Origin of the sequence: Pseudoneobacillus rhizosphaerae (genome assembly GCF_917563885.1) — a bacterium.
GTDB lineage: Bacteria > Bacillota > Bacilli > Bacillales > Cytobacillaceae > Pseudoneobacillus > Pseudoneobacillus rhizosphaerae.
On record NZ_CAKJTG010000008.1, the window covers coordinates 14,181 to 38,330 of the forward strand.

General features: G+C 38.4%; 26 protein-coding genes and 1 other annotated feature. Of the genes, 23 read left to right on the forward strand and 3 right to left on the reverse strand.

Annotated features, from left to right (window positions below; translation table 11 throughout):
• Positions 1–24: 24 nt before the first annotated feature.
• The 16 genes from radC to pheA all read left to right on the forward strand — a co-directional run bounded on the left by radC (position 25) and on the right by pheA (position 12,851).
• Positions 25–735 (forward strand): RadC family protein, encoded by a 711-nt coding sequence (gene radC / locus LRP83_RS08100; protein WP_290369515.1) that lies wholly within the window; start codon positions 25–27, stop codon positions 733–735.
• A gap of 133 nt (positions 736–868) precedes the next feature.
• Positions 869–1,894, forward strand: a complete 1,026-nt coding sequence (locus tag LRP83_RS08105; protein ID WP_230496195.1) for a rod shape-determining protein — start codon at positions 869–871, stop codon at positions 1,892–1,894.
• Between the two features lie 18 nt (positions 1,895–1,912).
• Positions 1,913–2,794, forward strand: coding sequence for a rod shape-determining protein MreC (gene mreC / locus LRP83_RS08110; RefSeq protein WP_230496196.1), 882 nt, complete (start codon positions 1,913–1,915; stop codon positions 2,792–2,794).
• Positions 2,791–3,303 carry a rod shape-determining protein MreD gene (gene mreD / locus LRP83_RS08115; RefSeq protein ID WP_230496197.1) on the forward strand — a complete coding sequence of 171 codons (513 nt, stop codon included), beginning with the start codon at positions 2,791–2,793 and terminating at the stop codon, positions 3,301–3,303. Before mreC ends, mreD begins: the two co-directional genes overlap by 4 nt.
• Before the next feature lie 87 nt (positions 3,304–3,390).
• Positions 3,391–4,071 (forward strand): septum site-determining protein MinC, encoded by a 681-nt coding sequence (minC, locus tag LRP83_RS08120; RefSeq protein ID WP_290369525.1) that lies wholly within the window; start codon positions 3,391–3,393, stop codon positions 4,069–4,071.
• Between the two features lies 1 nt (position 4,072).
• Positions 4,073–4,876 carry a septum site-determining protein MinD gene (gene minD, locus LRP83_RS08125; RefSeq protein ID WP_230496199.1) on the forward strand — a complete coding sequence of 268 codons (804 nt, stop codon included), beginning with the start codon at positions 4,073–4,075 and terminating at the stop codon, positions 4,874–4,876.
• A gap of 110 nt (positions 4,877–4,986) precedes the next feature.
• On the forward strand, positions 4,987–5,751 hold the full coding sequence (locus LRP83_RS08130; protein WP_230496200.1) for a M23 family metallopeptidase: 765 nt from the start codon (positions 4,987–4,989) through the stop codon (positions 5,749–5,751).
• Complete coding sequence (locus LRP83_RS08135; protein WP_230496201.1) at positions 5,744–6,610, forward strand: M50 family metallopeptidase; 867 nt, start codon at positions 5,744–5,746, stop codon at positions 6,608–6,610. The genes LRP83_RS08130 and LRP83_RS08135 overlap by 8 nt, the downstream gene beginning before the upstream one ends.
• A gap of 49 nt (positions 6,611–6,659) precedes the next feature.
• Complete coding sequence (locus LRP83_RS08140) at positions 6,660–8,111, forward strand: Rne/Rng family ribonuclease (RefSeq protein WP_230496397.1); 1,452 nt, start codon at positions 6,660–6,662, stop codon at positions 8,109–8,111.
• 189 nt (positions 8,112–8,300) lie between these two features.
• Positions 8,301–8,383 (forward strand) — a sequence feature (ribosomal protein L21 leader region).
• A 13-nt stretch (positions 8,384–8,396) separates the two neighbouring features.
• Complete coding sequence (gene rplU / locus LRP83_RS08145; protein WP_230496202.1) at positions 8,397–8,705, forward strand: 50S ribosomal protein L21; 309 nt, start codon at positions 8,397–8,399, stop codon at positions 8,703–8,705.
• An 18-nt stretch (positions 8,706–8,723) separates the two neighbouring features.
• The gene (locus LRP83_RS08150) at positions 8,724–9,056 is read left to right on the forward strand and encodes a ribosomal-processing cysteine protease Prp (RefSeq protein WP_230496203.1); all 333 of its coding nucleotides are present in this window, start codon (positions 8,724–8,726) and stop codon (positions 9,054–9,056) included.
• A 12-nt stretch (positions 9,057–9,068) separates the two neighbouring features.
• On the forward strand, positions 9,069–9,359 hold the full coding sequence (rpmA, locus tag LRP83_RS08155) for a 50S ribosomal protein L27 (protein WP_230496204.1): 291 nt from the start codon (positions 9,069–9,071) through the stop codon (positions 9,357–9,359).
• 131 nt (positions 9,360–9,490) lie between these two features.
• Complete coding sequence (locus LRP83_RS08160) at positions 9,491–10,021, forward strand: Spo0B C-terminal domain-containing protein (protein WP_230496205.1); 531 nt, start codon at positions 9,491–9,493, stop codon at positions 10,019–10,021.
• A gap of 111 nt (positions 10,022–10,132) precedes the next feature.
• On the forward strand, positions 10,133–11,425 hold the full coding sequence (gene obgE / locus LRP83_RS08165) for a GTPase ObgE (protein WP_230496206.1): 1,293 nt from the start codon (positions 10,133–10,135) through the stop codon (positions 11,423–11,425).
• A 52-nt stretch (positions 11,426–11,477) separates the two neighbouring features.
• Positions 11,478–11,918 (forward strand): ACT domain-containing protein, encoded by a 441-nt coding sequence (locus LRP83_RS08170; protein WP_230496398.1) that lies wholly within the window; start codon positions 11,478–11,480, stop codon positions 11,916–11,918.
• 63 nt (positions 11,919–11,981) lie between these two features.
• The gene (gene pheA, locus LRP83_RS08175) at positions 11,982–12,851 is read left to right on the forward strand and encodes a prephenate dehydratase (protein WP_230496207.1); all 870 of its coding nucleotides are present in this window, start codon (positions 11,982–11,984) and stop codon (positions 12,849–12,851) included.
• Between the two features lie 17 nt (positions 12,852–12,868).
• Here pheA and LRP83_RS08180 read toward each other — a convergent pair whose 3' ends face one another.
• Positions 12,869–13,411 (reverse strand): transcription repressor NadR, encoded by a 543-nt coding sequence (locus LRP83_RS08180; protein WP_230496208.1) that lies wholly within the window; start codon positions 13,409–13,411, stop codon positions 12,869–12,871.
• A 36-nt stretch (positions 13,412–13,447) separates the two neighbouring features.
• Positions 13,448–14,584 carry an IscS subfamily cysteine desulfurase gene (locus LRP83_RS08185; RefSeq protein ID WP_230496209.1) on the reverse strand — a complete coding sequence of 379 codons (1,137 nt, stop codon included), beginning with the start codon at positions 14,582–14,584 and terminating at the stop codon, positions 13,448–13,450.
• A gap of 110 nt (positions 14,585–14,694) precedes the next feature.
• On the opposite strand from LRP83_RS08185, the gene nadB reads away from it, so the two are divergent.
• The 7 genes from nadB (at position 14,695) to LRP83_RS08220 (ending at position 23,551) form a co-directional block, all read left to right on the forward strand.
• On the forward strand, positions 14,695–16,275 hold the full coding sequence (nadB, locus tag LRP83_RS08190) for an L-aspartate oxidase (protein ID WP_230496210.1): 1,581 nt from the start codon (positions 14,695–14,697) through the stop codon (positions 16,273–16,275).
• Positions 16,244–17,095: a carboxylating nicotinate-nucleotide diphosphorylase gene (gene nadC / locus LRP83_RS08195; protein ID WP_230496211.1), complete on the forward strand. Its 852-nt coding sequence runs from the start codon at positions 16,244–16,246 to the stop codon at positions 17,093–17,095. The genes nadB and nadC overlap by 32 nt, the downstream gene beginning before the upstream one ends.
• Positions 17,095–18,201, forward strand: coding sequence for a quinolinate synthase NadA (nadA, locus tag LRP83_RS08200; protein ID WP_230496212.1), 1,107 nt, complete (start codon positions 17,095–17,097; stop codon positions 18,199–18,201). The genes nadC and nadA overlap by 1 nt, the downstream gene beginning before the upstream one ends.
• A 993-nt stretch (positions 18,202–19,194) precedes the next feature.
• On the forward strand, positions 19,195–21,108 hold the full coding sequence (gene safA, locus LRP83_RS08205) for a SafA/ExsA family spore coat assembly protein (protein ID WP_230496213.1): 1,914 nt from the start codon (positions 19,195–19,197) through the stop codon (positions 21,106–21,108).
• Positions 21,053–22,075: a phosphotransferase gene (locus LRP83_RS08210; RefSeq protein WP_230496214.1), complete on the forward strand. Its 1,023-nt coding sequence runs from the start codon at positions 21,053–21,055 to the stop codon at positions 22,073–22,075. The genes safA and LRP83_RS08210 overlap by 56 nt, the downstream gene beginning before the upstream one ends.
• Positions 22,076–22,175: 100 nt before the next feature.
• On the forward strand, positions 22,176–22,916 hold the full coding sequence (locus tag LRP83_RS08215) for a YhcN/YlaJ family sporulation lipoprotein (protein ID WP_230496215.1): 741 nt from the start codon (positions 22,176–22,178) through the stop codon (positions 22,914–22,916).
• A gap of 119 nt (positions 22,917–23,035) precedes the next feature.
• Complete coding sequence (locus LRP83_RS08220; protein WP_230496216.1) at positions 23,036–23,551, forward strand: BofC C-terminal domain-containing protein; 516 nt, start codon at positions 23,036–23,038, stop codon at positions 23,549–23,551.
• Between the two features lie 47 nt (positions 23,552–23,598).
• Here the strand turns inward: LRP83_RS08220 and LRP83_RS08225 are convergent, their stop codons facing one another.
• On the reverse strand, positions 23,599–24,114 hold the full coding sequence (locus LRP83_RS08225; RefSeq protein ID WP_230496217.1) for an endonuclease: 516 nt from the start codon (positions 24,112–24,114) through the stop codon (positions 23,599–23,601).
• Positions 24,115–24,150: the final 36 nt, after the last annotated feature.

Genomic DNA, 24,150 nt, shown 5'->3' on the forward strand with positions numbered 1-24,150 from the left:
TCCCGATTATGGGAGGAGAAAATTATGCTAACAGAAACGCAGTCAGAACAAACACAATCGTTAATGATTCGTGATTTTCCGCAAGATGAGCGACCGCGGGAACGTTTTGTTGCGAATGGCCCTCATAGTTTATCGAATCACGAGCTTGTAGCGATTTTGCTTCGTACAGGTACAAGCCAAGAGTCCGTTCTTCAATTATCTAACCGATTATTAACCCATTTTGAGGGATTACGACATTTAAAGGCGGCTTCCTTAGAGGAAATTACTGCAATTAAAGGAATTGGTAAGGCGAAGGCGATTCAGGTTTTGGCAGCTGTCGAGCTAGGGAGAAGAATTGCCAACCTCGCTTATGATGACCGTTATGTCATTCGCTCCCCAGAGGATGGAGCAAACTACATGATGAATGATATGCGGTTTTTATCGCAGGAGCATTTTGTTTGTCTTTACTTGAATACGAAAAATCAAGTCATTCATAAACAAACTGTCTTTATCGGAAGTTTAAATGCCTCAATTGTACATCCTAGAGAGGTCTTTAAAGAAGGTTTAAAACGGTCTGCAGCCTCTATCATAGCCCTTCATAATCATCCCAGTGGCGACCCTGCTCCAAGCCGCGAAGATATCGAGGTCACGAAGCGTTTAGTGGAGTGTGGTAAAATCATTGGGATTGAGCTATTAGATCATCTCATCATCGGGGAAAATAAGTTTGTTAGTTTAAAGGAAAAAGGGTATTTATAAAAATTGAGTACTATTTTTTTAATCAACGTTACGATATAATATTGTTTATGATTTTTTAAGGTTTCTTGTGATTTTAGAGATAGGTAAGCCTTAACTTTAAATCGTTAAACGTATCAGAAAGGGAGATACTACGATGTTTGGACTTGGAACTAGAGATTTAGGAATTGACTTAGGTACAGCGAATACGCTGGTTTTTGTAAAAGGAAAAGGTGTAGTGTTAAGAGAACCTTCGGTAGTGGCACTGCAAACCGATACGAAGCAAATTGTTGCAGTTGGTAATGATGCGAAAAATATGATCGGGCGTACTCCAGGGAATGTCGTTGCTAAAAGACCGATGAAGGATGGAGTTATCGCTGATTATGAAACAACAGCAACGATGATGAAATACTATATCCGTGAGGCTACCAAAACGAAGGGTGGCATGTTTGGTCGAAAACCTTATGTTATGGTTTGTGTTCCGTCAGGCATCACTGCGGTTGAAGAACGTGCTGTTATTGATGCGACAAGACAGGCCGGGGCTAGAGATGCGTATACGATTGAAGAGCCATTTGCAGCTGCTATCGGGGCTAATTTACCAGTTTGGGAACCTACTGGTAGTATGGTTGTGGATATTGGTGGAGGAACAACGGAAGTAGCAATCATTTCATTGGGAGGAATCGTCACAAGTCAATCGATTCGAATTGCTGGGGATGAAATGGATGATGCGATGATTAATTATATTCGCAAAACGTACAATTTGTTGATTGGTGAACGAACTTCAGAAGCTATCAAAATGGAAATTGGATCCGCAGGTGACCCAGAAGGTATCGAAAATATGGAAATCAGAGGTAGAGACTTATTAACTGGTTTACCAAAAACGATTGAAATTACCGCAGATGAAATTTCAAAAGCACTACATGATACCGTTTATGCCATTGTGGATGCGGTTAAAAATACGCTTGAAAAAACGCCACCAGAATTAGCTGCCGATATTATGGATCGCGGGATTGTCTTAACGGGAGGCGGAGCACTTCTGCGTAACATAGATAAGATTATTAGTGAAGAAACAAGCATGCCTGTTCTAATCGCTGAAAATCCATTAGATTGTGTAGCCATTGGAACTGGAAAAGCACTTGATCATATTCATTTATTTAAAAATAAAGCGAAAGATTCGCGATAATAGTTAGAGGTGTAATCATTGCCACAGTTTTTTCTGAATAAACGCCTGATTTTTTTGCTTGTCAGCATTATTATTCTCGTGGCATTAATCGGCTTTTCATTACGGGACCGAGAAAGATTAACCTGGCCAGAGAAGTTTGTTAAAGATACAACTGGCTGGGTTACCTCTCTTGTTTCAAGTCCTACACATTACGTGGCCGGTTTTTTCGAGAACCTTGAGGATTTGCAAATTACATACAATGAAAATAAAGAGCTTAAGAAGCGTTTAGATAAACTAGCGAGTTTAGAGGCTCAAGTTCATCTACTTGATGAAGAAAATAAAGAACTCAGAGATATTTTAGATAAAAAAGAATCGTTAAGAGATTTTGATCCTATTCAAGCTTCTGTTGTGGCCCGTAATCCGGACCGTTGGCATGAAATGATTATCATTAATAAAGGTGAAATCAATGGGATTAAAGAAAATATGCCTGTTATAACTTCAAAGGGATTAGTTGGTAAAGTTAAAAGTATTTCTCAATTTACCTCCACTGTGCAGCTTTTGAGTACGATGGATCCGAAGTATCGAATCTCTGCGATTGTTCAAGCAGATAAGGAAGTTTATGGACTAGTCGAAGGCTATGATGAGGAAAGTGAATTGTTACTTATTAAAACGATTCCATATGATGCGAAAATTAAAAAAGGACAAAACGTTATTACATCTGGACTAGGTGGCATTTTTCCTGAGGGCTTAGTAATTGGTAAGGTAGTCGAGGTAGTTCCAGACCAATATGGCTTGAATCAAACAGCCTATGTAAAGCCAGGGGCTAATTTTTATGATTTAGAGAATGTCATGGTGATTAATCGTAAGATGGTACAACCAGATTTGTCTGAGATGGTAGACGATGAGGAGGAGGAGCTGTGATACGTTTCCTTCCCTTTGCTATCTTTATTCTACTTTTTATCTTAGAGAGTTTATTCGTTGAACTATTTCCTGTAAGATTTCTGACGGATGGACATATTTTAGTGCCTCGATTTTTGTTGGCGGGAATCCTATTGCTTACTATTTATGGTACTAAAAAGCAAGGAATTTGGTACGGACTTCTTTTTGGATTAACCTTTGATATTGTTTATACCGAGGTTATTGGGATTTATTTATTTATGTTTCCTTTAACTGCTTATTTTGTATCAAAGCTAATGAAGATTTTACAAACAAATATCATCATTTCCACACTAGTAGTTTTGTTAGGAATTGCAGTATTAGAAGTCCTTGTTTATGAGATGAATTATTTAATTCATATTACTGGGATGCCATTTCTACAATTTGTTAATTTGCGACTTTTACCCACGCTAATCATCAACTTTATTTTTCTGATTATTTTCGTGTATCCATTAAAGAAACAATTTGAAAAAATAAGTGAACAGATAGCTTAATCGACAGAATTCCTTAAAGGATAAAGAGGATTTTTTTATCTTTTGTCGAATTCTTTCTATCATTAGAGGTGACATCTTGTTATGAATTTGAAAAAAGTACAAAACGTGATGATTAAAGGTACAAAAGATGGACTTACATTACATCTCGATGATTCTTGTTCCTACCATGAATTAATGAAAGAGCTAGATGATAAATTGTCCGCGAGTTTACGGTCTCAAGATGATCGACCGTTAATTACTGTTAAAGTAAAAGTAGGGAATCGCTACTTATCTGAGGATCAAAAAGAAGAGATACGTAGCTTAATTCGTCAGAAAAAAAATCTAGTTGTCGAAACCATTGAATCAAATGTGATAACTGTTGATGAAGCAGAGAAAATAAAAGGTAAATCTGAAATTGTGACAGTTTCGAGAATTATTCGCTCAGGTCAGGTTTTAGAAGTTGATGGTGACTTATTATTAATTGGTGATGTGAATCCAGGTGCAACGGTAATGGCAGGTGGAAACATTTTTATTATGGGATCACTTAGAGGAATTGCTCATGCAGGTTTCCGTGGTGACGAGACGGCGGTAATTGTTGCTTCCCATATGAATCCGTCTCAATTACGAATTAGTCAGTATATTAATCGTGCTCCTGAGCATGTGAAGGATGACGTTGGACGAGAAATGGAATGTGCATACATTGATGATAATAATCAAATAATTGTTGATAGATTACAAGTTTTAATGCGTTTAAGACCTAATTTAACGAGATTCGAAGGGGGACGCTAAAGTGGGAGAGGCAATAGTAGTTACATCAGGTAAAGGCGGGGTTGGCAAAACCACAACATCTGCTAATTTAGGTACATCTTTGGCCCTACAAGGCAAGCGTGTTTGTTTAGTTGACACGGATATCGGTCTTCGTAATTTAGACGTGGTCATGGGCCTTGAAAACCGGATCATCTATGATTTAGTGGATGTAGTTGAGGAGCGGTGTAAAATTCATCAAGCACTTGTAAAAGACAAGCGGTTTGAGGATTTACTTTACTTGTTACCAGCTGCTCAAACAACAGACAAAAATGCTGTTACTCCAACTCAAATGAAAAAGTTGATTGAAGAACTAAAACAAGAATTCGATTATATCGTCATTGATTGTCCTGCCGGAATTGAACAAGGGTTTAAAAATGCAGTTGCAGGAGCTGACAAAGCGATTGTTGTAACAACTCCTGAGGTTTCGGCCGTACGTGATGCGGATCGAATAATTGGTCTGTTAGAGAAAGAAGAAAATGTCGAACCAGCAAAGCTTGTTATCAATCGTATTCGAAATCATATGATGAAAAATGGGGACATGCTGGATGTAGATGAAATTACTACCCATCTTTCTATTGAATTAATCGGTATCGTAGCGGATGACGATGAAGTGATTAAAGCGTCAAATCATGGAGAGCCAATTGCGCTTAACCCAAATAGCAAAGCATCCATTTCCTATCGCAATATTGCTCGCAGAATTTTAGGCGAATCCATTCCACTTGAATCATTAGAAACTGATTCTAAAGGTGTTTTTACAAAAATTAAAAAATTCTTCGGAGTTCGCTAAGACTAGGCTCAATCGCCTAGTCTTTTTATTTATTAAAAAATCATTCTGTCATACTCTTGTCCGACAACTCATAAACTTGTACAAATGCGAAAAAAGGGTTGGGTGGGAAAATGTCTAGAGCTGATGAAATCCGGAAAAGGATTGCTAAACGAAAGAGAACGCGGGAGCAGACACCAACAAGGACACCATTATGGGCCACAGATGAGGAACGTTATGGCTTTGAAAAAATCTCCTCCTTTGAGGCAGGACCTGATGAGGGAACTCATCCTCTTTTCAATAAAGAATTATTTGTTTTTAAAATATTAGCCTCTGTTTGTTTAGTATTAATCGTCGGGATATTATTTAAAAATGAAAATCCTACATTTCAAAAGGCTAGAGATGTTGTAAATAACACGATGGAAACCGATTTTCAATTTGCGGCTGTTTCAGATTGGTATGAAACAAAGTTTGGCAAACCGCTTGCACTATTGCCTTTTTTAGAGGACGAACCGAAACCAAACGACACGCTTGATGAAACACAATATGCGTTGCCTGCCTCTGGTAGAATTATCGAGGACTTTTCTCAAAACGGTCAAGGCATTATGATTGAGACTAATAAAGATGCAGCTGTTAATGCGCTACAAGAAGGCATGGTTAGATTTGCTGGTGTGAAAGAGGGAATTGGTAAAACTGTTGTCGTTCAACATACAGACAAGAGTGAAACCTGGTACGGAAACTTAGCAACGATTGAAGTAAGACTATATGATTTTATTGCTAAAGATACAAAGCTTGGTGTTGCAAGTAGTACGGAAGATCAAACACATTCATCCTTTTATTTAGCTGTTAAAAAGGATAATGATTTTATCGATCCTAGACAGGTGATACGTTTTGAGTAATGTTCGCTCGTTAATTCAAAAAATATATATCCATCCGCTATTGTGGATAGTCATTCTTTTCGCTGTAGCAACCGCCCATTTCATGGAACTATGCCTATTATTGCTGATCATTTTTGTTCATGAGATGGGCCATGTGGTTGCTGCATCTTTTTTTTCGTGGCGAATAAAAAAAATTAGTTTTCTCCCCTTCGGAGGGGTGGCAGAAATTGATGAACATGGAAATCGTCCTTTGAGGGAAGAAGCTATTGTCACGTTAGCTGGACCACTGCAGCATATTTGGTTAATTGGCGTTGGTTTTCTTCTTGCTGAGTTGGATATCATTTCATTAGATTTATTTGAGCTATTTTTTCAATATAATCTAATGGTATTCATTTTTAATCTACTGCCAATTTGGCCACTTGATGGTGGTAAGATTGTTTTTCTTATGTTCTCCCTTAGGGATTCATTTCCCAATGCGTTTCGCCAAACACTGCTAGTATCAATAGGAAGTCTCATTGTATTCACGGTTGCAGTGCTAACCATTTCACCATTTAATTTAAATGTTTGGATTGTTATTACATTCATCATCATTTCGTTGTACACGGAATGGAAGCAACAGCCTTATGTGTTTATGCGTTTTTTATTAGAACGATATTATGGCAAAAAGGAAACCTTTCATACTCTTAAGTCCATTGAAGTAGATGAAGATGAATTCATTTTAGACGTATTAGGTGAATTTCATCGTGGGAAAAAGCATCTAATTGTCATCCATAACAATGGAAAGGAAACAGGAACATTGGATGAAAATGAACTGTTACATGCCTATTTTGCTGAGAAGCAAGTCAATGCCAAAATAAGCGACCTCCTTTTTTTATATTAAGTTTTGATATAATAGGATTACTAAGTAAAAAAGCGAGGATAATGTTTTGGTGAAAATAATTGTCAATTACGCCACTTCTGAAAAAAGATATGTGTTTATTGAAAGCAAAAAAGTAACGAAGCTCTTTGTGGACCAACCGATTCAACAATCATTAGTTGGAAATATATATTTAGGGATTGTAACAAAGGTATTACCAGGAATGAACGCTGCATTTATTGATATTGGTGAGGAAAAACAGGGCTTCCTTCATCGGGATAAATTAGCTTCCTTTATTCAAGCTTCTAAAGATAACCAACAAAAGCCGATTTCCTCGTTTGTACATCAAGGTGAACGAATAGTAGTTCAAGTAGAGAAGGATCCAACTGGAACGAAGGGGCCACGTCTAACGGGTGTCCCTGAACTTCAAGGTGAAAATTTGATTTACATGCCACATGGTGGATTCGTAGCAACCTCTCAAAAAATCGATAGCTCGTTAAAGCGAGATGAATTAAAAGCATTTGGTGAGAGCCTTGTTGAACAGCAGGAAGGATTAATTTTTCGAACGAATAGCGCAAAGGCAAATACAGCTGAAATTGAAGTAGAATTAAGCGAGTTGCGACAGAAATATAAACTCCTTCAAAAAGAGGCGATATTGTGTAGAGGGCCGCAGCTATTAGAAAGGAAGGACCTATTTCTTTCCCAACTGGCTGATGACCTAAACACAGTGTCAGAAGGCGAGCTATGGGTCGATGAATTGAGCCTAAAGCAAGAGCTAGCTAAAATTCTTTCTCAAAAACGCTTAGAAGGCAAAATCTCCCTTCATTTCTATCATGAGAAGGAGAATATTTTTTCGGCAATGGCAGTTGCGAATGAAGTTGAAAAGGCGCTAAAGCGTGTTGTTTGGTTGGATTCAGGTGCATGCATCGTCTTTGATGAGACAGAAGCCCTTACGGTTATTGATGTAAATAGTGGGAAATTTGTTGGTAAAACGAATCGAGAGCGTACCGTTCATCAGGTCAATATTGAAGCAGCTGTTGAAGCAGCACGACAAATTACACTTCGTGATCTTGGCGGAATGATCTTAATTGATTTTATTGATATGAAGCATGATAGTGAGCGTGATAGCATAATCAATGTGTTGGAGAAGGCATTAAAAAAGGATAGTAAAAAAACAAGAATTATTGGATTTACCGAATTAGGAATTCTACAGCTAACGAGAAGGAAAACAAAACCAAGTTTTTCTGAAACATTGCATCAAAAGTGTACGACCTGTGGCGGAACCGGAAGGGTATATAGCGCAGAATCTGTTGCCTTTCAGCTTGAACGTGAATTATGGGAATACCGAAATACTGATTGTGAAGTCATAGAAGTGACCACAACAGAAGCCGTTTATGGTTTATTTAGCTGTGAGCAAGCTATTCATTTGGAGCGACTAGAGGAAACAACTGGAATTAAGATTCGATTCTCGTGTGTGGAGAATTGTAAGCCATTTTATGAAATAACGAAGCTGGGCTCTCTCTAGTGATAGGGAGAGTTTTTTTTGCTTATAAAACTGGATAGTGGGTTTTACTCCCGGATAATAGGTTTTTACTCCCGCATAATCCAAATTACTCCCGCATAACCCAAATTCATCACCACAGAATTTGCCTAAATTGTTATTGACATAAACCCCAAAAATATGATAGGATTCTTATGTTATGTTTGTAGCGCACCCGTGCTACAACCGCTCAAAGTAGGTAATAAGTTTTTGCTTTAATAGCAAAACGCCTGCAAATGGCGAGTCTGAGTCTAATGAGGAGGTGCAAGTATGTACGCAATTATCGAAACTGGTGGGAAGCAAATCAAGGTAGAAGAAGGACAAGCAATCTACATTGAAAAGCTAAACGTTGAAGCTGGTGAAACGGTTACTTTTGACAAAGTTCTTTTTGTTGGTGGTGAAACAGTTAAAGTTGGTAGCCCAGTAGTGGCTGGAGCAACTGTTACTGCTAAAGTTGAAAAGCAAGGTCGTCAAAAGAAACTTATCGTTTTCAAGTATAAGGCGAAGAAGAACTACAAGAAAAAGCAAGGTCATCGTCAGCCATATACTAAAGTTGTCATTGAAAAAATCAACGCTTAATTAGGGGATTGAACACAGATGATTCAAGTAACGATTTATCGTTTGGAATCCGGTCTGATTCAAGCATTTACTTTAAGTGGGCATGCCGATTACGCAAAAAGAGGTCGTGACCTAGTCTGTGCAGGTGTATCAGCAGTTTCTTTTGGAACGGTTAATGCGATTGAAGCATTAGCAGGCTTTGAGCCGAGAGCAGAACAAGGAAAGGATGGCTTTCTTCGCTGTGAATTTCCAATGGATTTACCAGAGGAAACACAAAAGAAAGTACAACTCTTGCTAGAAGGTATGATTGTTTCATTGCAAACGATCGAAAAAGACTACGGAAAACACATAAAAATTACCTTCCAAAAATAGGTGGTGGAACAAATGTTAAGATTAGATCTTCAGTTTTTCGCATCGAAAAAAGGGGTAGGTTCAACTAGAAATGGTCGTGATTCTCACTCCAAACGCCTTGGTGCGAAAGCAGCAGACGGTCAAACTGTATCTGGCGGTTCAATTCTTTATCGCCAACGTGGTACAAAAATTTACGCTGGTGTAAATGTTGGACGTGGTGGAGATGACACACTATTCGCGAAAGTTGAAGGTGTTGTTAAATTCGAACGCCTTGGTCGTGACCGCAAGCAAGTTAGCGTATATCCAGTAGCACAAGAAGCGTAAGCTTTAAGAAAAAACCCTAACCTAAATAGGTTAGGGTTTTTTTAGGCCTTTTTAGTTACGACTACTCGCTTTTTTGATATACTATTAGGCAAGCAGTCTTCTGCCACAAAAATAGGTGTGGGAGTAATCTTATGGAGAATAATTGGGATGTTGTCAAGGTGTTGCGCTATGCACGACACGATTGGCTAAATAAAATTCAGCTTATTAAGGGAAATTTATCATTAAATCGCCTCGAAAGAGCACAAGATATAATAGACGAGATAGTAATGGAAGCCCAACAGGAAGCACGGTTATCGAATTTAAACCTTCCTCAATTTGCTGGCCTTCTTTTGATTACAAACTGGAAGCAAAATTATTTTCAATTGGAATATGAGGTATTAGGTGACAATCTATCGGTGAAGATGGATGATAAACAGCTAACTGATTGGACAAGATCGTTTTTTACTATTTTAAATAACTGTATTGAAGCATTTCAGGAAAATCATTTATCACTGTCAATTTTGCCAAATGAGAATCGGGCACAATTCTTTTTTGATTTTTCTGGGACAATTTTAAAACAAGAAGAGCTTGTAGTATTTTTGAAAGAATCACATGAAGGTGTCATTTTGAAAGAAATCTCAAATACAGAGTTTTCCTTTGAAATGGAATGGTTTAATACATAAAGAAAACTCGCAGACATTTTATTAAAATTAAGCGAGATTTCACTTATGAATTCAGATCAAAATCTGCGATTCTCGTCGTATGATTCGAACTAACAGACGGGAGGAAAAAAGATGTTCGTCGATCATGTCAAGATTTATGTAAAAGGCGGAGACGGAGGCAATGGAATCGTTGCTTTCCGCAAAGAAAAATATATACCAATGGGTGGCCCCGCAGGTGGAGATGGTGGAAGAGGTGCGAATGTTGTTTTCCAGGTAGAGGAAGGCCTACGTACGCTAATGGATTTCCGCTATCAAAGACATTTTAAAGCAAGTCGTGGAGAGCACGGAATGTCTAAAAACCAGCATGGTAGAGGTGCTAAAGATATGGTGGTTAAGGTTCCACCAGGTACGGTTGTCATGGATGCCGAAACGAAAGAAATTATTGCTGATTTGGTTGAACATGGTCAAACAGCTGTTATTGCTAAAGGTGGACGTGGTGGTCGTGGAAATTCGCGCTTTGCCACACCAGCGAATCCTGCTCCTGAGTTATCTGAAAATGGTGAACCAGGGCAAGAGCGTGAAGTTATTTTAGAATTGAAATTATTAGCAGATGTTGGTTTAGTTGGCTTCCCAAGTGTTGGAAAATCCACTTTATTATCGGTGGTTTCCTCTGCTAAACCGAAAATTGCTGAATATCATTTTACAACAATTGTTCCTAACCTAGGAATGGTCGAAACGGCTGATGGCAGAAGCTTTGTTATGGCTGACTTACCTGGTTTAATTGAAGGGGCTCACTCAGGTGTTGGTCTCGGTCACCAATTTTTGCGACATATTGAAAGAACACGAGTTATTGTTCATGTGATTGATATGGCTGCTACCGAGGGAAGAGACCCATACGAAGACTATTTAACGATTAATAAGGAATTAAAGGAATATAATTTACGTTTGACTGAGCGTCCACAAATTATCGTAGCAAATAAAATGGATATGCCAGAAGCAGAAGAGAATCTGAAAGTTTTCAAGGAAAAACTAACAGAAGACTATCCGATTTTTCCAATTTCGGCCATTTCAAGCCAAGGACTAAGAGACCTCTTATTTGCGATTGCGAATAAAATTGAAACGACTCCTGAATTCCCACTTGTCGAGGAAGAAGTAGAAGACACAGGGGTTCATCGTGTGATGTATAAACATGAAGTGAAGGAACAGAAATTTAAAATAACTAGAGGTCCAGATGGAGCATTTGAAGTGTCTGGAGCAGAAGTTGAAAAGCTATTTAGGATGACCAATTTTCAAAGAGAAGAATCGATTAACCGTTTTGCACGTCAGCTTCGTGGAATGGGTGTCGATGAAGCTCTTCGCGCGCGTGGAGCAAAAGACGGCGATATCGTAAGACTTCTTGAATTTGAGTTTGAGTTTATTGAATAGGTATTTCCCGAATAATTGATGAGAGGAGGGGTGACAGTTGCGATCAAATAAAATGGATAAAAAGTTTTATTTAGTACGAGAAGATGTGTTACCAGAAGCAATGAAAAAAACGATTGATGCAAAGGAATTGATTGATCGGGGTAAAGCTGAATCCATTGGAGATGCGGTTCAAAAGGTTGATTTGAGTAGAAGTGCATTCTATAAGTATCGTGACACTGTTTTCCCCTTCTCATCGATTGTAAAGGAAAAATTAATTACTTTATTTTTTTACTTAGAGGATCGATCTGGAACACTTTCCCAACTGTTAGGAGTGGTTGCTTCTGCAGGCTGTAATGTATTGACTATTCACCAAACCATCCCACTTCAAGGACGTGCAAATGTTACTTTATCATTAAATGTTTCGGAGATGGGATTAGGGATTGATGACCTACTATCACAGCTAAGTGAACTTGAATTTGTTGAAAAAGTAGAAGTGCTGGGTTCAGGGGCGTAAAAGCATCTGGATACCGGCTCTTTTTAATAATATAGAAATGCAAAAGCAGGGGAGAGACTCAAAATGAAAGTGGGCTTTTTAGGACCTAGGGCAACATTTACTAATTTAGCGGTACAAAAAATGTTCCCAGCAACAAATAACAGTATCCCATACGAAACCATACCAGAATGTATGGATGCCGTGATGAGTGGAGAAATCGATATTGCAACGGTTCCCCTTGAGAATGCCTTAGAGGGTTCTGTAAATATTACGCTAGATTATTTAATTCATGAAGTAGATATTCCCATCAGAGCGGAAATTACGACACCAATTGCCCAACACCTTATGGTACATCCAGAAAATAAAAATAAGGTTATAGAAAAAATATACAGTCATTCCCATGCGATTGCGCAATGTCATAAACAGTTGCATCAACATTGGAAAGGGATCCAATGCGAAAATATGACATCAACAGCTGCAGCTGCTCAGTTTGTAATGCTCCATCCTGAACAACCAATTGCTGCGATTGCTAATGAATTAGCTGCAAAAGAATATAATCTTGAAATTGTTGCAAGGGATATTCATGACTTTTCTCATAACCATACGAGGTTTGTCATCCTTTCCAAGCAGGAATTAGAGTTCTCTAAAACGAAAGGGAAGTTTAATGGTAATAAAACTACCGTCATGGTAACACTGCCGGAAGATCAATCTGGGGCACTTCATCTCGTTTTATCAGCGTTTGCCTGGAGAAAGCTCAACTTGACGAAAATAGAATCTCGTCCAATGAAAACAGGACTTGGAAATTATTTTTTCATTATCGATATTGATAAAGATATGGATGATGTGCTTATTCCTGGGGCGATTGCCGAGTTAGAGGCACTAGGTAGTAAAGTGAAAGTTTTAGGTAGCTACCCATCTTATAAAATAGAAAAAGGGACTGTCAATGAAGAATAAGACAGTCCTTATTTTTTCTAATCATTCTTTATTAAAAAATTTGCTTTTAAAAGTGCCTGCTCTGCCTTATCTAGTAGCTCCTCTGATGGAGCACTAATCGTATGCAAATGGATCCCATCGGTTAATTCAGATAAAAACGCTGCCTTTGTTTCTAAAACCTTTTTCATAAATTGCTTTACTTCTTGACGATTAGAAACCATAATCGAAGCGGTTAAGTCACCATAAACTGGATGTTCAATTTTTACATCTTTCACCGTAACTCCATGGTCTACGAGCAAATTTAATTCCTCTTCTGCAAGCTCTGGTGAATGCAAGCATGCAATTATTCTTTCTACGAATATAACTGGTGAGCTACCTTTTAAGTACATATATCCTTGACTAGTGGCTATGATTGGTTCACTCTTAGCTTTTAAAAGGGTAATATCTCCGACAATAACCTGCCTACTTACATTTGTTTTTGTAGCTAGATCACTTCCAGTAATCGGATGGCCACTCTCTTTTAATAACTCCAATATCCAATTTCTTCGTTCATCCCCCAATAATTTTTTTTGAGATTTCATATTAACTCCCCAACTTTCACATGTATCTGTATAGCTTTATTTTTTAAAGGCACGAGTGATATTAACAATAGTGTGTCCTAGCTTTTCAACTTCTTCCACTTGAGTGGAACGTCCAAAAGAAACGCGTGCAAATTCCTTTCCCTTTTTCCCTGTAAGCCCTAGTGCTTGCATAGTTTTCGATGGGTTTTGCATTCCAGCAGAACAAGCACTACCAGTTGAGATGGCAAAGCCTAGACGATTACATTCAAGCATAAGCCACTGACCTTCGATTCCTTCAATACTAAACCCAACAATACCAGGGAATTGCTTATCCCCTAATTCCCCATGAATCGTTAGTATTTCCTTTATTGGCTCAAGGGACTGAATAAACGCTTCTCTAAGCTTCAAAAACCTAATTCGGGATTCTGTCATTTGCCCAATCGTCTTCTCGGCAGCTACTGTCATTGCCACAATCCCAGGCAGATTAACTGTACCAGCACGTAATCCACTTTCATGAGAGGTACCAGGAAAAAACGGGGTCCAGTTAATGTTAGGTCGGATATAAACACCACCTACCCCTTTAGGACCGTAGAATTTATGACTTGAAAACGAAAAGCTACTCACCTGTGTAGTTAGCTTCATACTATCAGATTTACCTAAGCCTTGCACGAAATCACAATGGAAATGAATATCATATTCCTGACAAAGCTTCGATATCGCTTCAATTGGTTGGATTGTTCCAATTTCAGAATTCGTATGCTGAATGGTGATAAGCACAGTTTCCTCACGTATGGCTTCTTTCAGAGCTTCGATACTGACCATTCCAGATGATGTAAAAGGAAGTTTAGTAACCTCATATCCATTCTGCTCTAGCCTCATTAACGTCCCATGTATAGAGGAGTGCTCAGCTATGGACGTAATAATATGTTTACCACCTTTTTTAGGAGCTGTTAAAAGAGCTTCAATCGCCAAAAAGTTGCTTTCAGAACCACCACTTGTAAAAAATAAGCCTTTTCTCTCCACTCCTAGTAATCTTGCAAAGGTATCGCGGCAGTTCTCTAATAGCTGTGCAGATTGACCACCGACATCATGTAAGCTGCTAGAATTTCCATAAAAATCTGTTGCCATTTTTAAATAAATACCAGCTGCATCCTTATCTAACGGGCATGTAGCCGCATAGTCAAAATATTTCATCGATAATTTCTCCCTTATTTCCATACTAAAAGATGAAAAACTCTTGTCATTAGTTTAAATCTGTGTAAATATAGGTGTCAAGACACCTGTTAATTATGGGGGTAAATGAAATGAATTACAATGATATTTTAATCATTGGGAGTGGGATGGCTGCTTTACAGCTTGCAGTCCATTTACGTCATGATAAAAATGTGAGAATTCTCACAAAGTCATCCATCAGAACAGCCAATTCTTATTTAGCACAAGGAGGAATTGCGGCAGCCATCGGAAAACATGATAACCCTTCTAAGCACTATAAAGATACACTTGAGGCAGGTCGAAATCATAATCATGACAAGACTGTTCAGGTAATTATGGAGGAAGCTCCCAAATTAATTAGCGAAATTTATGAGCAAGGCTGTAGCTTTGATCACGATGAACAAGGCAATCTCTTATTAGGGATGGAAGGGGCTCATAGTGAAAAAAGAATTGTCCACGGTGGCGGGGACGCAACTGGAAGGACGCTCGTGGATTTTCTCGTTTCTCAATTAAAGGATAACATCAAAATAGAAGAAAACATCTTTGTTTATGAGTTAATAGTAGATGAAAAACAACAGCGCTGTATGGGGGTCAAGGGTAAATCAACGGATGGAGCGATACACTACTACTTTGCACAGCATGTCATTTTAGCAACTGGAGGTTGTGGGCAATTATTTAGCTTTACCTCAAATGCAGAAACGGTAACAGGTGACGGAATCGCAATGGCCTACTTGGCTGGTGCCGAAATAGCAGATATGGAATTCATTCAATTTCATCCGACGCTTTTGTGTGTAAACGGAGTACCAAAGGGACTTGTCTCCGAAGCGGTTCGAGGTGAGGGAGCAACACTGATAACGGAGGACGGCTTCCCGATTATGGAGGGGATCCATCCATTAAAGGACCTAGCACCACGACATATTACCTCACAAACCATTTATGAATATGTGAAGAATGGTAAACAAGTATTTTTAGATATTAGTAACATCAAAGATTTTGAAATTCGTTTCCCATCAATAACCGAATTATGTGTACGAAACGATATCGATTTATCTTCCGGAAAAATTCCAGTTGTACCTGGTAGTCATTTTTTAATGGGTGGAATTAAAACTGATTTGATGGGTCGCTCTACTCTTAACGGACTATATGCGATCGGAGAAGCATCCTGTACAGGTCTGCACGGTGCTAATCGTTTAGCAAGCAACTCCCTATTAGAAGGACTTTTTCAAGGGAAAAAACTTGCAAGCTACATTAATTCTGCCAAAGAAACAGCCATTAACATGGAGTTCCCAAATGGTGTTTACCCAATCAACCAAAAACAGCTCCATCTTCCAGAGATGGAAACATTGCAATCTAGGATGATGGATTACGTTGGCATCGTTCGCTCACGGGCACTGTTAAAAGAACAGAAACAATGGCTAGAGGAGTTCGGGATGAATGACATTAGTGATCTTGATGGACTTTCCATTCATGATATTACAAAGATATATATGATCATTGTCGCAGAACTAATTACGAACTCGGCATTAATTAGAACCGAGAGCCGCGGCGGTCATTTCCGAAGTGATTATCCATTTGAGGATGATTTAAGCTGGTGTAAAAAACAAATTGTCTATAAGCTCAAAGGGGAAGTGGAGAGAAAAGATGAATATGTTAAAGCTGCGCTCGCAACTTGAGCAATTTTTTATTGAGGATATTGGTGATCAGGACATTACAAGTGACCTTATTTTTTCCAATCAGACATTTGGAGAAGTTGTCTTTATTGCAAAAGAAGAGGGGATTTTTTGCGGAGAAGAGATCATTCGAAATGGCTACAAGCTTTTAAATGATTCCATTGAGGTAGATGTAAAGTTAAAGGATGGAGCTAGAATAGAAATTGGTCAAATCCTTGCAACGGCTACTGGAAACATATCTGACCTTTTAAAAGGGGAAAGAGTGATTCTCAATTTAGTTCAAAGGATGAGCGGAATTGCTAGTCTTACAAGAAAAGCCGTCCAGGAAATCAATAGCCCTGTAACAAAATTATGTGATACAAGAAAAACAACTCCAGGACTGCGCATGTTTGAAAAATATGCTGTACGTTGTGGTGGTGGCTTCAATCATCGATACGGGTTATACGACGGAGTAATGATTAAGGATAATCACATTTCTTTTGCCGGCTCCATAACAAAAGCCGTTCAAGGTGTTCGTGAAAAGCTTGGCCATATGATAAAAGTTGAAGTCGAGATTGAAACGTTAGAACAATTAAAAGAAGCCATTGAAGCGAAGGCAGATGTGATAATGTTTGACAACCGTACTCCTGAAGAAATTAAAGAGTGGATTGGAATCGTTCCAGACAGTATCATTACCGAGGCTTCTGGTGGAATCAATCTTAGTAATTTAGCTACTTATCGTGAATCAGGTGTCAAATATATCTCACTTGGGTTTTTAACGCATTCAGCTAAAGCATTAGATATCAGTGTAAAAGTTTCTTGGACCAAAGGGGAGGACCAATAATGAGTTTTTTAGCATCTTTACAAAAGAACCATATAATGATTCCGCAAGAATATCGTGAAATGTCAAGAGAAGCTCTAGAACAGAAGGTAAAGGATATTAAAGCAAAATATGGCTCCAGACTGTTTCTTCCTTGCCATCATTATCAAAAGGATGAGGTCGTCCAATTTGCTGATGCTACAGGAGATTCGTTAAAGCTTGCCCAATTATCTGAAGCAAACACGGAAGCTGAATTTATTGTTTTTTGTGGAGTTCATTTTATGGCTGAAACGGCTGACATTTTAACTAGTCAAAATCAAAAGGTATTTTTACCAGACATGCGTGCTGGCTGTTCGATGGCTGATATGGCCGATATGCAGCAAACAGAACGAGCTTGGGAAAAGTTGCAGGAGTTGTTTGGCGATACCATCCTGCCTTTAACCTATGTAAACTCAACAGCTGCCATTAAAGCATTTGTAGGAGATAAAGGTGGAGCAACCGTAACATCTTCAAACGCTGAAACAATGTTGAAATGGGCATTTGATAAAAAGGAAAGAATTCTATTCCTCCCTGATCAACATTTAGGTAGAAACACAGCCGTTAACTTAGGAATTAGCCTTGATGAAATGGCTGTTTGGGACCCTCATTCAGATACATTGGAGTTTAGTGGTGATGTTGCTTCCTTGAAGGTTATCTTATGGAAGGGGCATTGCTCTGTACATGAAGGTTTTACTGTAGAGAATATAGCAGATGTCAGAGTTCAATATCCTAATATGAAAGTTATTGTACATCCAGAGTGCTCTCGTGAGGTCGTGGAGCATTCAGACCTAGCAGGTTCAACAAGTTATATTATTGATATCATCGAAAAGTCTGAGCCAGGTTCATCGTGGGCGATAGGAACGGAAATGAATCTTGTGAATCGAATCATTCAGAATCATCCGGATAAGCATATCATGTCATTAAACCCACATATGTGTCCGTGCTTAACAATGAATCGCATCGACTTACCACACCTTGCATGGTGCTTAGACATGTTAGAAACCGAAAGCGATCATAACCGAATTATCGTGAGTGAAGAGATTGCTAGTAGTGCTAAATTAGCTTTAGATCGTATGTTGGCTAATGCTTAATGTATTACAGGGAAAGACCTATTCTATATGGAATAGGTCTTTTTTTGCGCTTTGGAGTGTTGTGCCGGTGAAAGTCCCGAAACGGCTTTAGCGGTAATAAATTCTCTTCTTCTTATAGATTCTAGTGATTAGCGTGTTATTTTTGGTGGTTTTAGACTGTACCCTGGGGTTTTAGCTATATAATCGCTGGATTGAGTTGTGTTTTTCAAAAGTAAAGTGGAATTCAAGTCGCATTTGCGTGCTAAATCTACTCGGGTAGGTGCTTTCATAAAAGATTGCACGCTTGTATCTGCCGTTTTAGCTGCTATTACGGTAGTTTGCTGCTCTCGTCTCTGCCCTTGCACCCATATATCAGACTACTTTTACGATATATCGGACTTTCTTGAGCGGATATCGGACTTTCTGAATCATATTTCGGATTTTGTCTCATTCTCAACAAAATCCTATCCTTTCCGAGCACCAAATTAAACCTAAAAAAAGGTAAATTGTCGTTTTTAAACTAATTCAGCTAAAAAACAAAATGATTGACAGACTCTAGGTTGCGAATCATTCAATTTATTTTAAGGTTTTACTTTCGCTCACATTTCTTAATAGAGACTCTAATGATTGGCGTGTTAATATTGGTAGTTTTGGACTCTCTACTTGCATTTTTGCTGAATAATTGCTGGTTTGCGTTGTGTATTTAGAGAGAGTGAATTTCGGATGCTTTTTGTGTGTAAATCTACTTGGGTTAGTGATTTTATGATGATTGCACCCTTTGATAGCCCCTAATTGTGCCGCAAATGTCTAAAAATAGGGAGTTAACGGTAACAAATAGCCCAACAATAAAGCAAAATTTACGAAAAAAACATGCTATCGCTAGCTGTTGCATACAATTGTTTTGAAGAGGACTCATATTATTTTTAAAAATTGCATAAGTTTTTTTGTAGTTTAATAGCAATTTGCCTATATCCACATAGACTATATGGACTTATGCCATAGGAGGGAAACATTGTGAAGATCCATATCGTTCAGAAAGGGGATACTCTTTGGAAGATTGCCAAGAAATATGGGGTCAATTTTGAAGAGTTAAAAAAAATGAATTCCCAGCTTAGTAACCCAGATATGATCATGCCCGGTATGAAAATCAAAGTACCTACTACTGGAGGTTCGGTTAAAAAGGAAGCACCAATTTTAGGCGCGAAAAAAGAAATGCCAATTGCTCAGCATCCGATTGTAAAAGAACAGCCAAAGCCTTTACCTGTAGTGGAAGCACCGAAAAAGGAAGCGCCAATTAAGGAAGCTCCAATCATGCCAATAAAAGAAGCACCAATAGCACCGATAATGCCTCAACCAGTAATCCCAGATATCGACATTAACAACTATTATATGCTGAACATGGCACAAATGAATGTCCAGCAACCACAGCTTCCACCAAAACCAACAAATATATTACCTGAAGTAAAAGAAGCACCAAAAAAGGAGGCTCCAATAGTGGAAGCACCGAAAAAGGAGGCTCCAATAGTAGAAGCACCGAAAAAGGAAGCTCCAATCAAAGAAGCACCAATTAAAGAAATACCAATCAAAGAAATTCCACAAGTGGAATCTCCAATCGAGCAACCAATAGTTCAGGAATATTGTGTTCCAGTTAGCCCAATTTTACCAGGATCGGGTCTATTTCCAGGATGGTGTCCACCACCACCTTGTCCACCAAGTATGCCATATCAACCGCAAGTCATGCCTTACGAACAATTCCCAGGTGATATGAATCTTGGAATGCTACCTGGAGTTGAAAATCCTACTTACTTAGCGGATATGGATGAATCAGATGACTTCATGCCACAAATGCCTTTGACTAATCCTATGGCTCAAAATCCAACTGCTGTTATGGGTGTTGAAGATTTTTCTCAAGAAAGTCCAATGGGAATGGAACCTGGAGGATTTGGACCTATGGCAGATAACTGTTTCCCCTCATCTCCTGTTTTTCCAGAAGCTGGAGTAGGTTATGGTGGAGGATTTCCTGGAGTACCATTCGGAGGGCAACAAATGCCATTCCAACAACAACCATTCGGAGGCCAACAAATGCCATTTCAACAACCATATGGAGGGCAGCAAATGCCATTCCAACAACAACCATTCGGAGGGCAACAAATGCCATTCCAACAACAACCATATGGAGGGCAACAAATGCCATTCCAACAACCATATGTAGGGCAGCAAATGCCATTCCAGCCACAACCATACGGAGGGCAGCAAATGCCATTCCAACAACCATATGGAGGGCAACAAATGCCATTCCAGCCACAACCATACGGAGGGCAGCAAATGCCATTCCAGCAAATGCCATATGTAGGTCGCCAAATGGATATGCAACAGCAAATGCCGTTAGAAGACGAAAATCAAATGGAAATGCAGCAAATGCCTTTTGGAAACCAACAAATGATGCAGCAAATGCCGTATGACCAACAATTCGGCGGACAGCAAATGCCGTACGACCAACAACAATTCGGCGGACAGCAAATGCCGTACGACCAACAACAATTCGGCGGACAGCAAATGCCGTACGACCAACAACAATTCGGCGGACAACAAATGCCATTCCAGCAACAACAATTCGGGGGTCAACAAATGCCATATGAATCACCTGAGTTTATGATGCAAGGACCAGGCGTTATTCCTGAACAAATGGGTATGCCGTTTAATGCTCCACATATGTCACCAGGAGGATTTAATTATGATTGTGGTTGTGGTGGTCCAAAGATTCAGCCTAGAGCACCAATAAACCCTTACGGTCAGGGAACTCCAGGAATATATACACCACCTTTTGGTTCACAAATGGGTCAGCAGAGACCATTTATGAACCCTTATGGTTATGGACCATCACCAGGTTCAGATAGAGGGTTTGACGAGAGTAGTGAATTTTATTGATAGGAAACGAGGAGACGAAAGTGAAAACACTCGTCTCCTCTCCTCTTTCCGAGAGCAGTTTCCGTATCAGATTAAAGAAATATATCCAATACGGAATCATGTATTTAAAATTAATACGACAAAAGGAGCCTTCATTTTAAAGGGCTATTCTTCTTACAGTCATTTAAAGCTTCAGGAGGCCTTTACAGCTAGTCTTCAAAAAGAAGGTTTTCACAAAACTTATTCTTATTTTCAGTTTGATCAAGATCCAATTGTTTATAAAAATAATTTCTATGGATGCTTGCCATATATTGAACCCCACCATCGCTCTTTTTCTTTTGAAAATGAACAAGAAAGACATGAGGGCTTAAACCTTCTACACGAATTTCATCAGGTCACCAAAAATTCAGTTCAACGGTATCAAACGGTTTTAGCTGAATTTAATATTCAAAAAAAGTGGACTGAAAGATTTGCTGAATTTGTTCACAATATTCCTGCTGTATCGAAGTACATTCCGAAGGAGATTATTGCAAAATGGATAAATTGGGCAAACTGGTCTTTAGAGGGAATGAATAAATATTGCACTAGTATCGAAAAAGACCATCCAGTTATCCTTCACGGAGACGTAGCCCATCATAATTTTTTAAGGAAAAAAGATGGGAAATTATTATTAATTGATTTTGACCTTATTAGTATTGGATCAAACCATATAGATTTATTACAATATGCTAATCGCATATTGCCCTTTATTAATTGGGAATTAACTCAGTTTTATCATTATAAGAACTTTATTCCTCTTCTATCTAATCCAGTATATATTTACGCTTTAGTCTATCCGACCGATTTATTTCGAGAGTGGAACCGAATTATTAGAGAAGGTACTGAAAAACATCCTTATAAACTTCAAATGGTAATGAATCAAAGTTTATTAATGGTGAAATTAAGACAACAGTTTAATTTTGACTTAATGAAGCTGGTATCTTCCTAAAACTGGTCGTAAATAACAGTTATGAAACCTCCTTTTGTCACACAAGCTAAGGTTAAGCCACGTTAATGTGTGCTTAGCTTTTGCGAAGGGGGTTCTTCATTTGAATAAAAAATATTTAGTTCTTCCATTATCGGCAGTCATGGCATTCGGTTTAACAGGTTGTGGAAATAACGATGAAGCAACGATAAATGGTAACGATCGAAATCATGCACAGCCAATGGGGTATTACTCAAATGAAAACCATAAAGGAAATGCGGGGATGTTAGAGGATAATGATGGCCCAGTTACAGAAATGATGGATCATACACTCGGCGCGGAGCGAAATAACAATACTCGTCTTCGAGTGGGGAATGAAAATCCAAATAATCCTACTCGCCCGATTGCTAATACGGATCGTAATCTTTTACAGCGTGACAACCGTTTTAGTCATTCAGATGCTAATTATCATGGACATCTAAATGATAATACTATTAAAGCAAAAAGCTCTTACTACAATGCCTATGAAGGAGAGCTGACTGATAAAATCGGTAATGTCACAGGTGCTGTACCAAATGTGGAGGATGTCCGTTCTGTCACATATGGTAGTAATGTATTAATTGCCGTTGATTTGACGGATTATTCAAAAGAAGAAGCAACCAAAAAGGATATTAAAGAGGCCGTTAAACCATACTTGAGAGGTCGTTCGGTAACGGTTGTTACTGATGAAGGTACGTTTAGCCGAATTCGAAATATCGATAATGACCTTCGAAATGGTGGACCAAGAGAAGATATTGATTTGGACATTAGAAATATGTTCAAAAATATTAAAAATAAGTTCACGAACGATCATTATAACCGTTAACAGTATGTACAAGGTTCCTCTTTGGAGGAATCTTGTTTTTTTGTGTATGGATATAATAAGAAAATATTGGCTAAACTAGGATTAGTATTAGTGATTAATTTAAAAAGGGGTGAATCCGCATGTTCCGTTCCCTTAGAAATGGGATATTGATCTGGTTCTTGTCCTTATTTGTAATTGTACTTATCCCTCAATTTGAAGCTAATGAGATGGTAAAAGAGCCTATACAAGTAGAGGTTATTTTACAACGGGCTTATTTAGATGGCGAAATTAGTGAAGAAAAGGTTATCGAAAAAATATGGTCGATGGAACATTTCTGGGTAAAGTATGAACAGTGGGAATTAGTAGACACATTTGACAAGGGATTAATATTTAAAAAACAAATGGATGATATATCTCCTTTATTAAAGGCAAATGGTTATTTTGGAATTACGGATGATGGGACGTTAACCATTTTTAACGGTCGACCCCATCAAACAAATATCATTCAATCGTTTTTTCAGCTTAATATTGAAAAGCTTGAGAGTCGTAAGCATCTCGAGCTAAAAGAAGGAATACCTATCAAAACGAAAGACCGATATGTAGATGTGTTAGAGACTTTTAAGCCCTACTATAAGCCAATAAAAATGAAACAATAATAGATAAACAAAAAGCTGACTCCTACGAGCCAGCTTTATTTTTGTGATTATTTTTGAATGCCTGTAACAATATACTTGTCGTCTTGTAGCTCTACATTATAAACTACATTTTCTGCAGTTGTTAACGTTCCAGCATTTGCATCGCCTTCAATCGTCACATCTTCTAATGTTGTCGCTTGTAACGGAGCGGTAAAGTAAGGATCTGCTTTCACGATAACTTGTCCTTCAGGAGTTTGTTCGGTTGTTGCATAGTAAGTGTAAATATCTTTAGCTACGTCTTCGCTGTAGTATTTAGAAAGAAATTCAACTGCCGAAGCTTCGTCAGGAAAGCTTGCATTTAGGACAGGTGTTGTTCCATCTGCTGCTACATCATGATGGAAAACGTCATTTACTTTACCTTCAGCAACCCGAGTAGCATTATACATTTTTGATTTTACTTGATCAGTAAGTTCAGCTGTATTTTCCTCTTTATTATTGTCTGTGTTTTCTTCTTTATCTGCAGAACAACCAACTACGGCAAACATAAGTGTGAAAACAGCTAGTAAAGATAATAGTTTCTTCATGTTGTTGACCTCCATATACTGTAATAAAACCTTTCC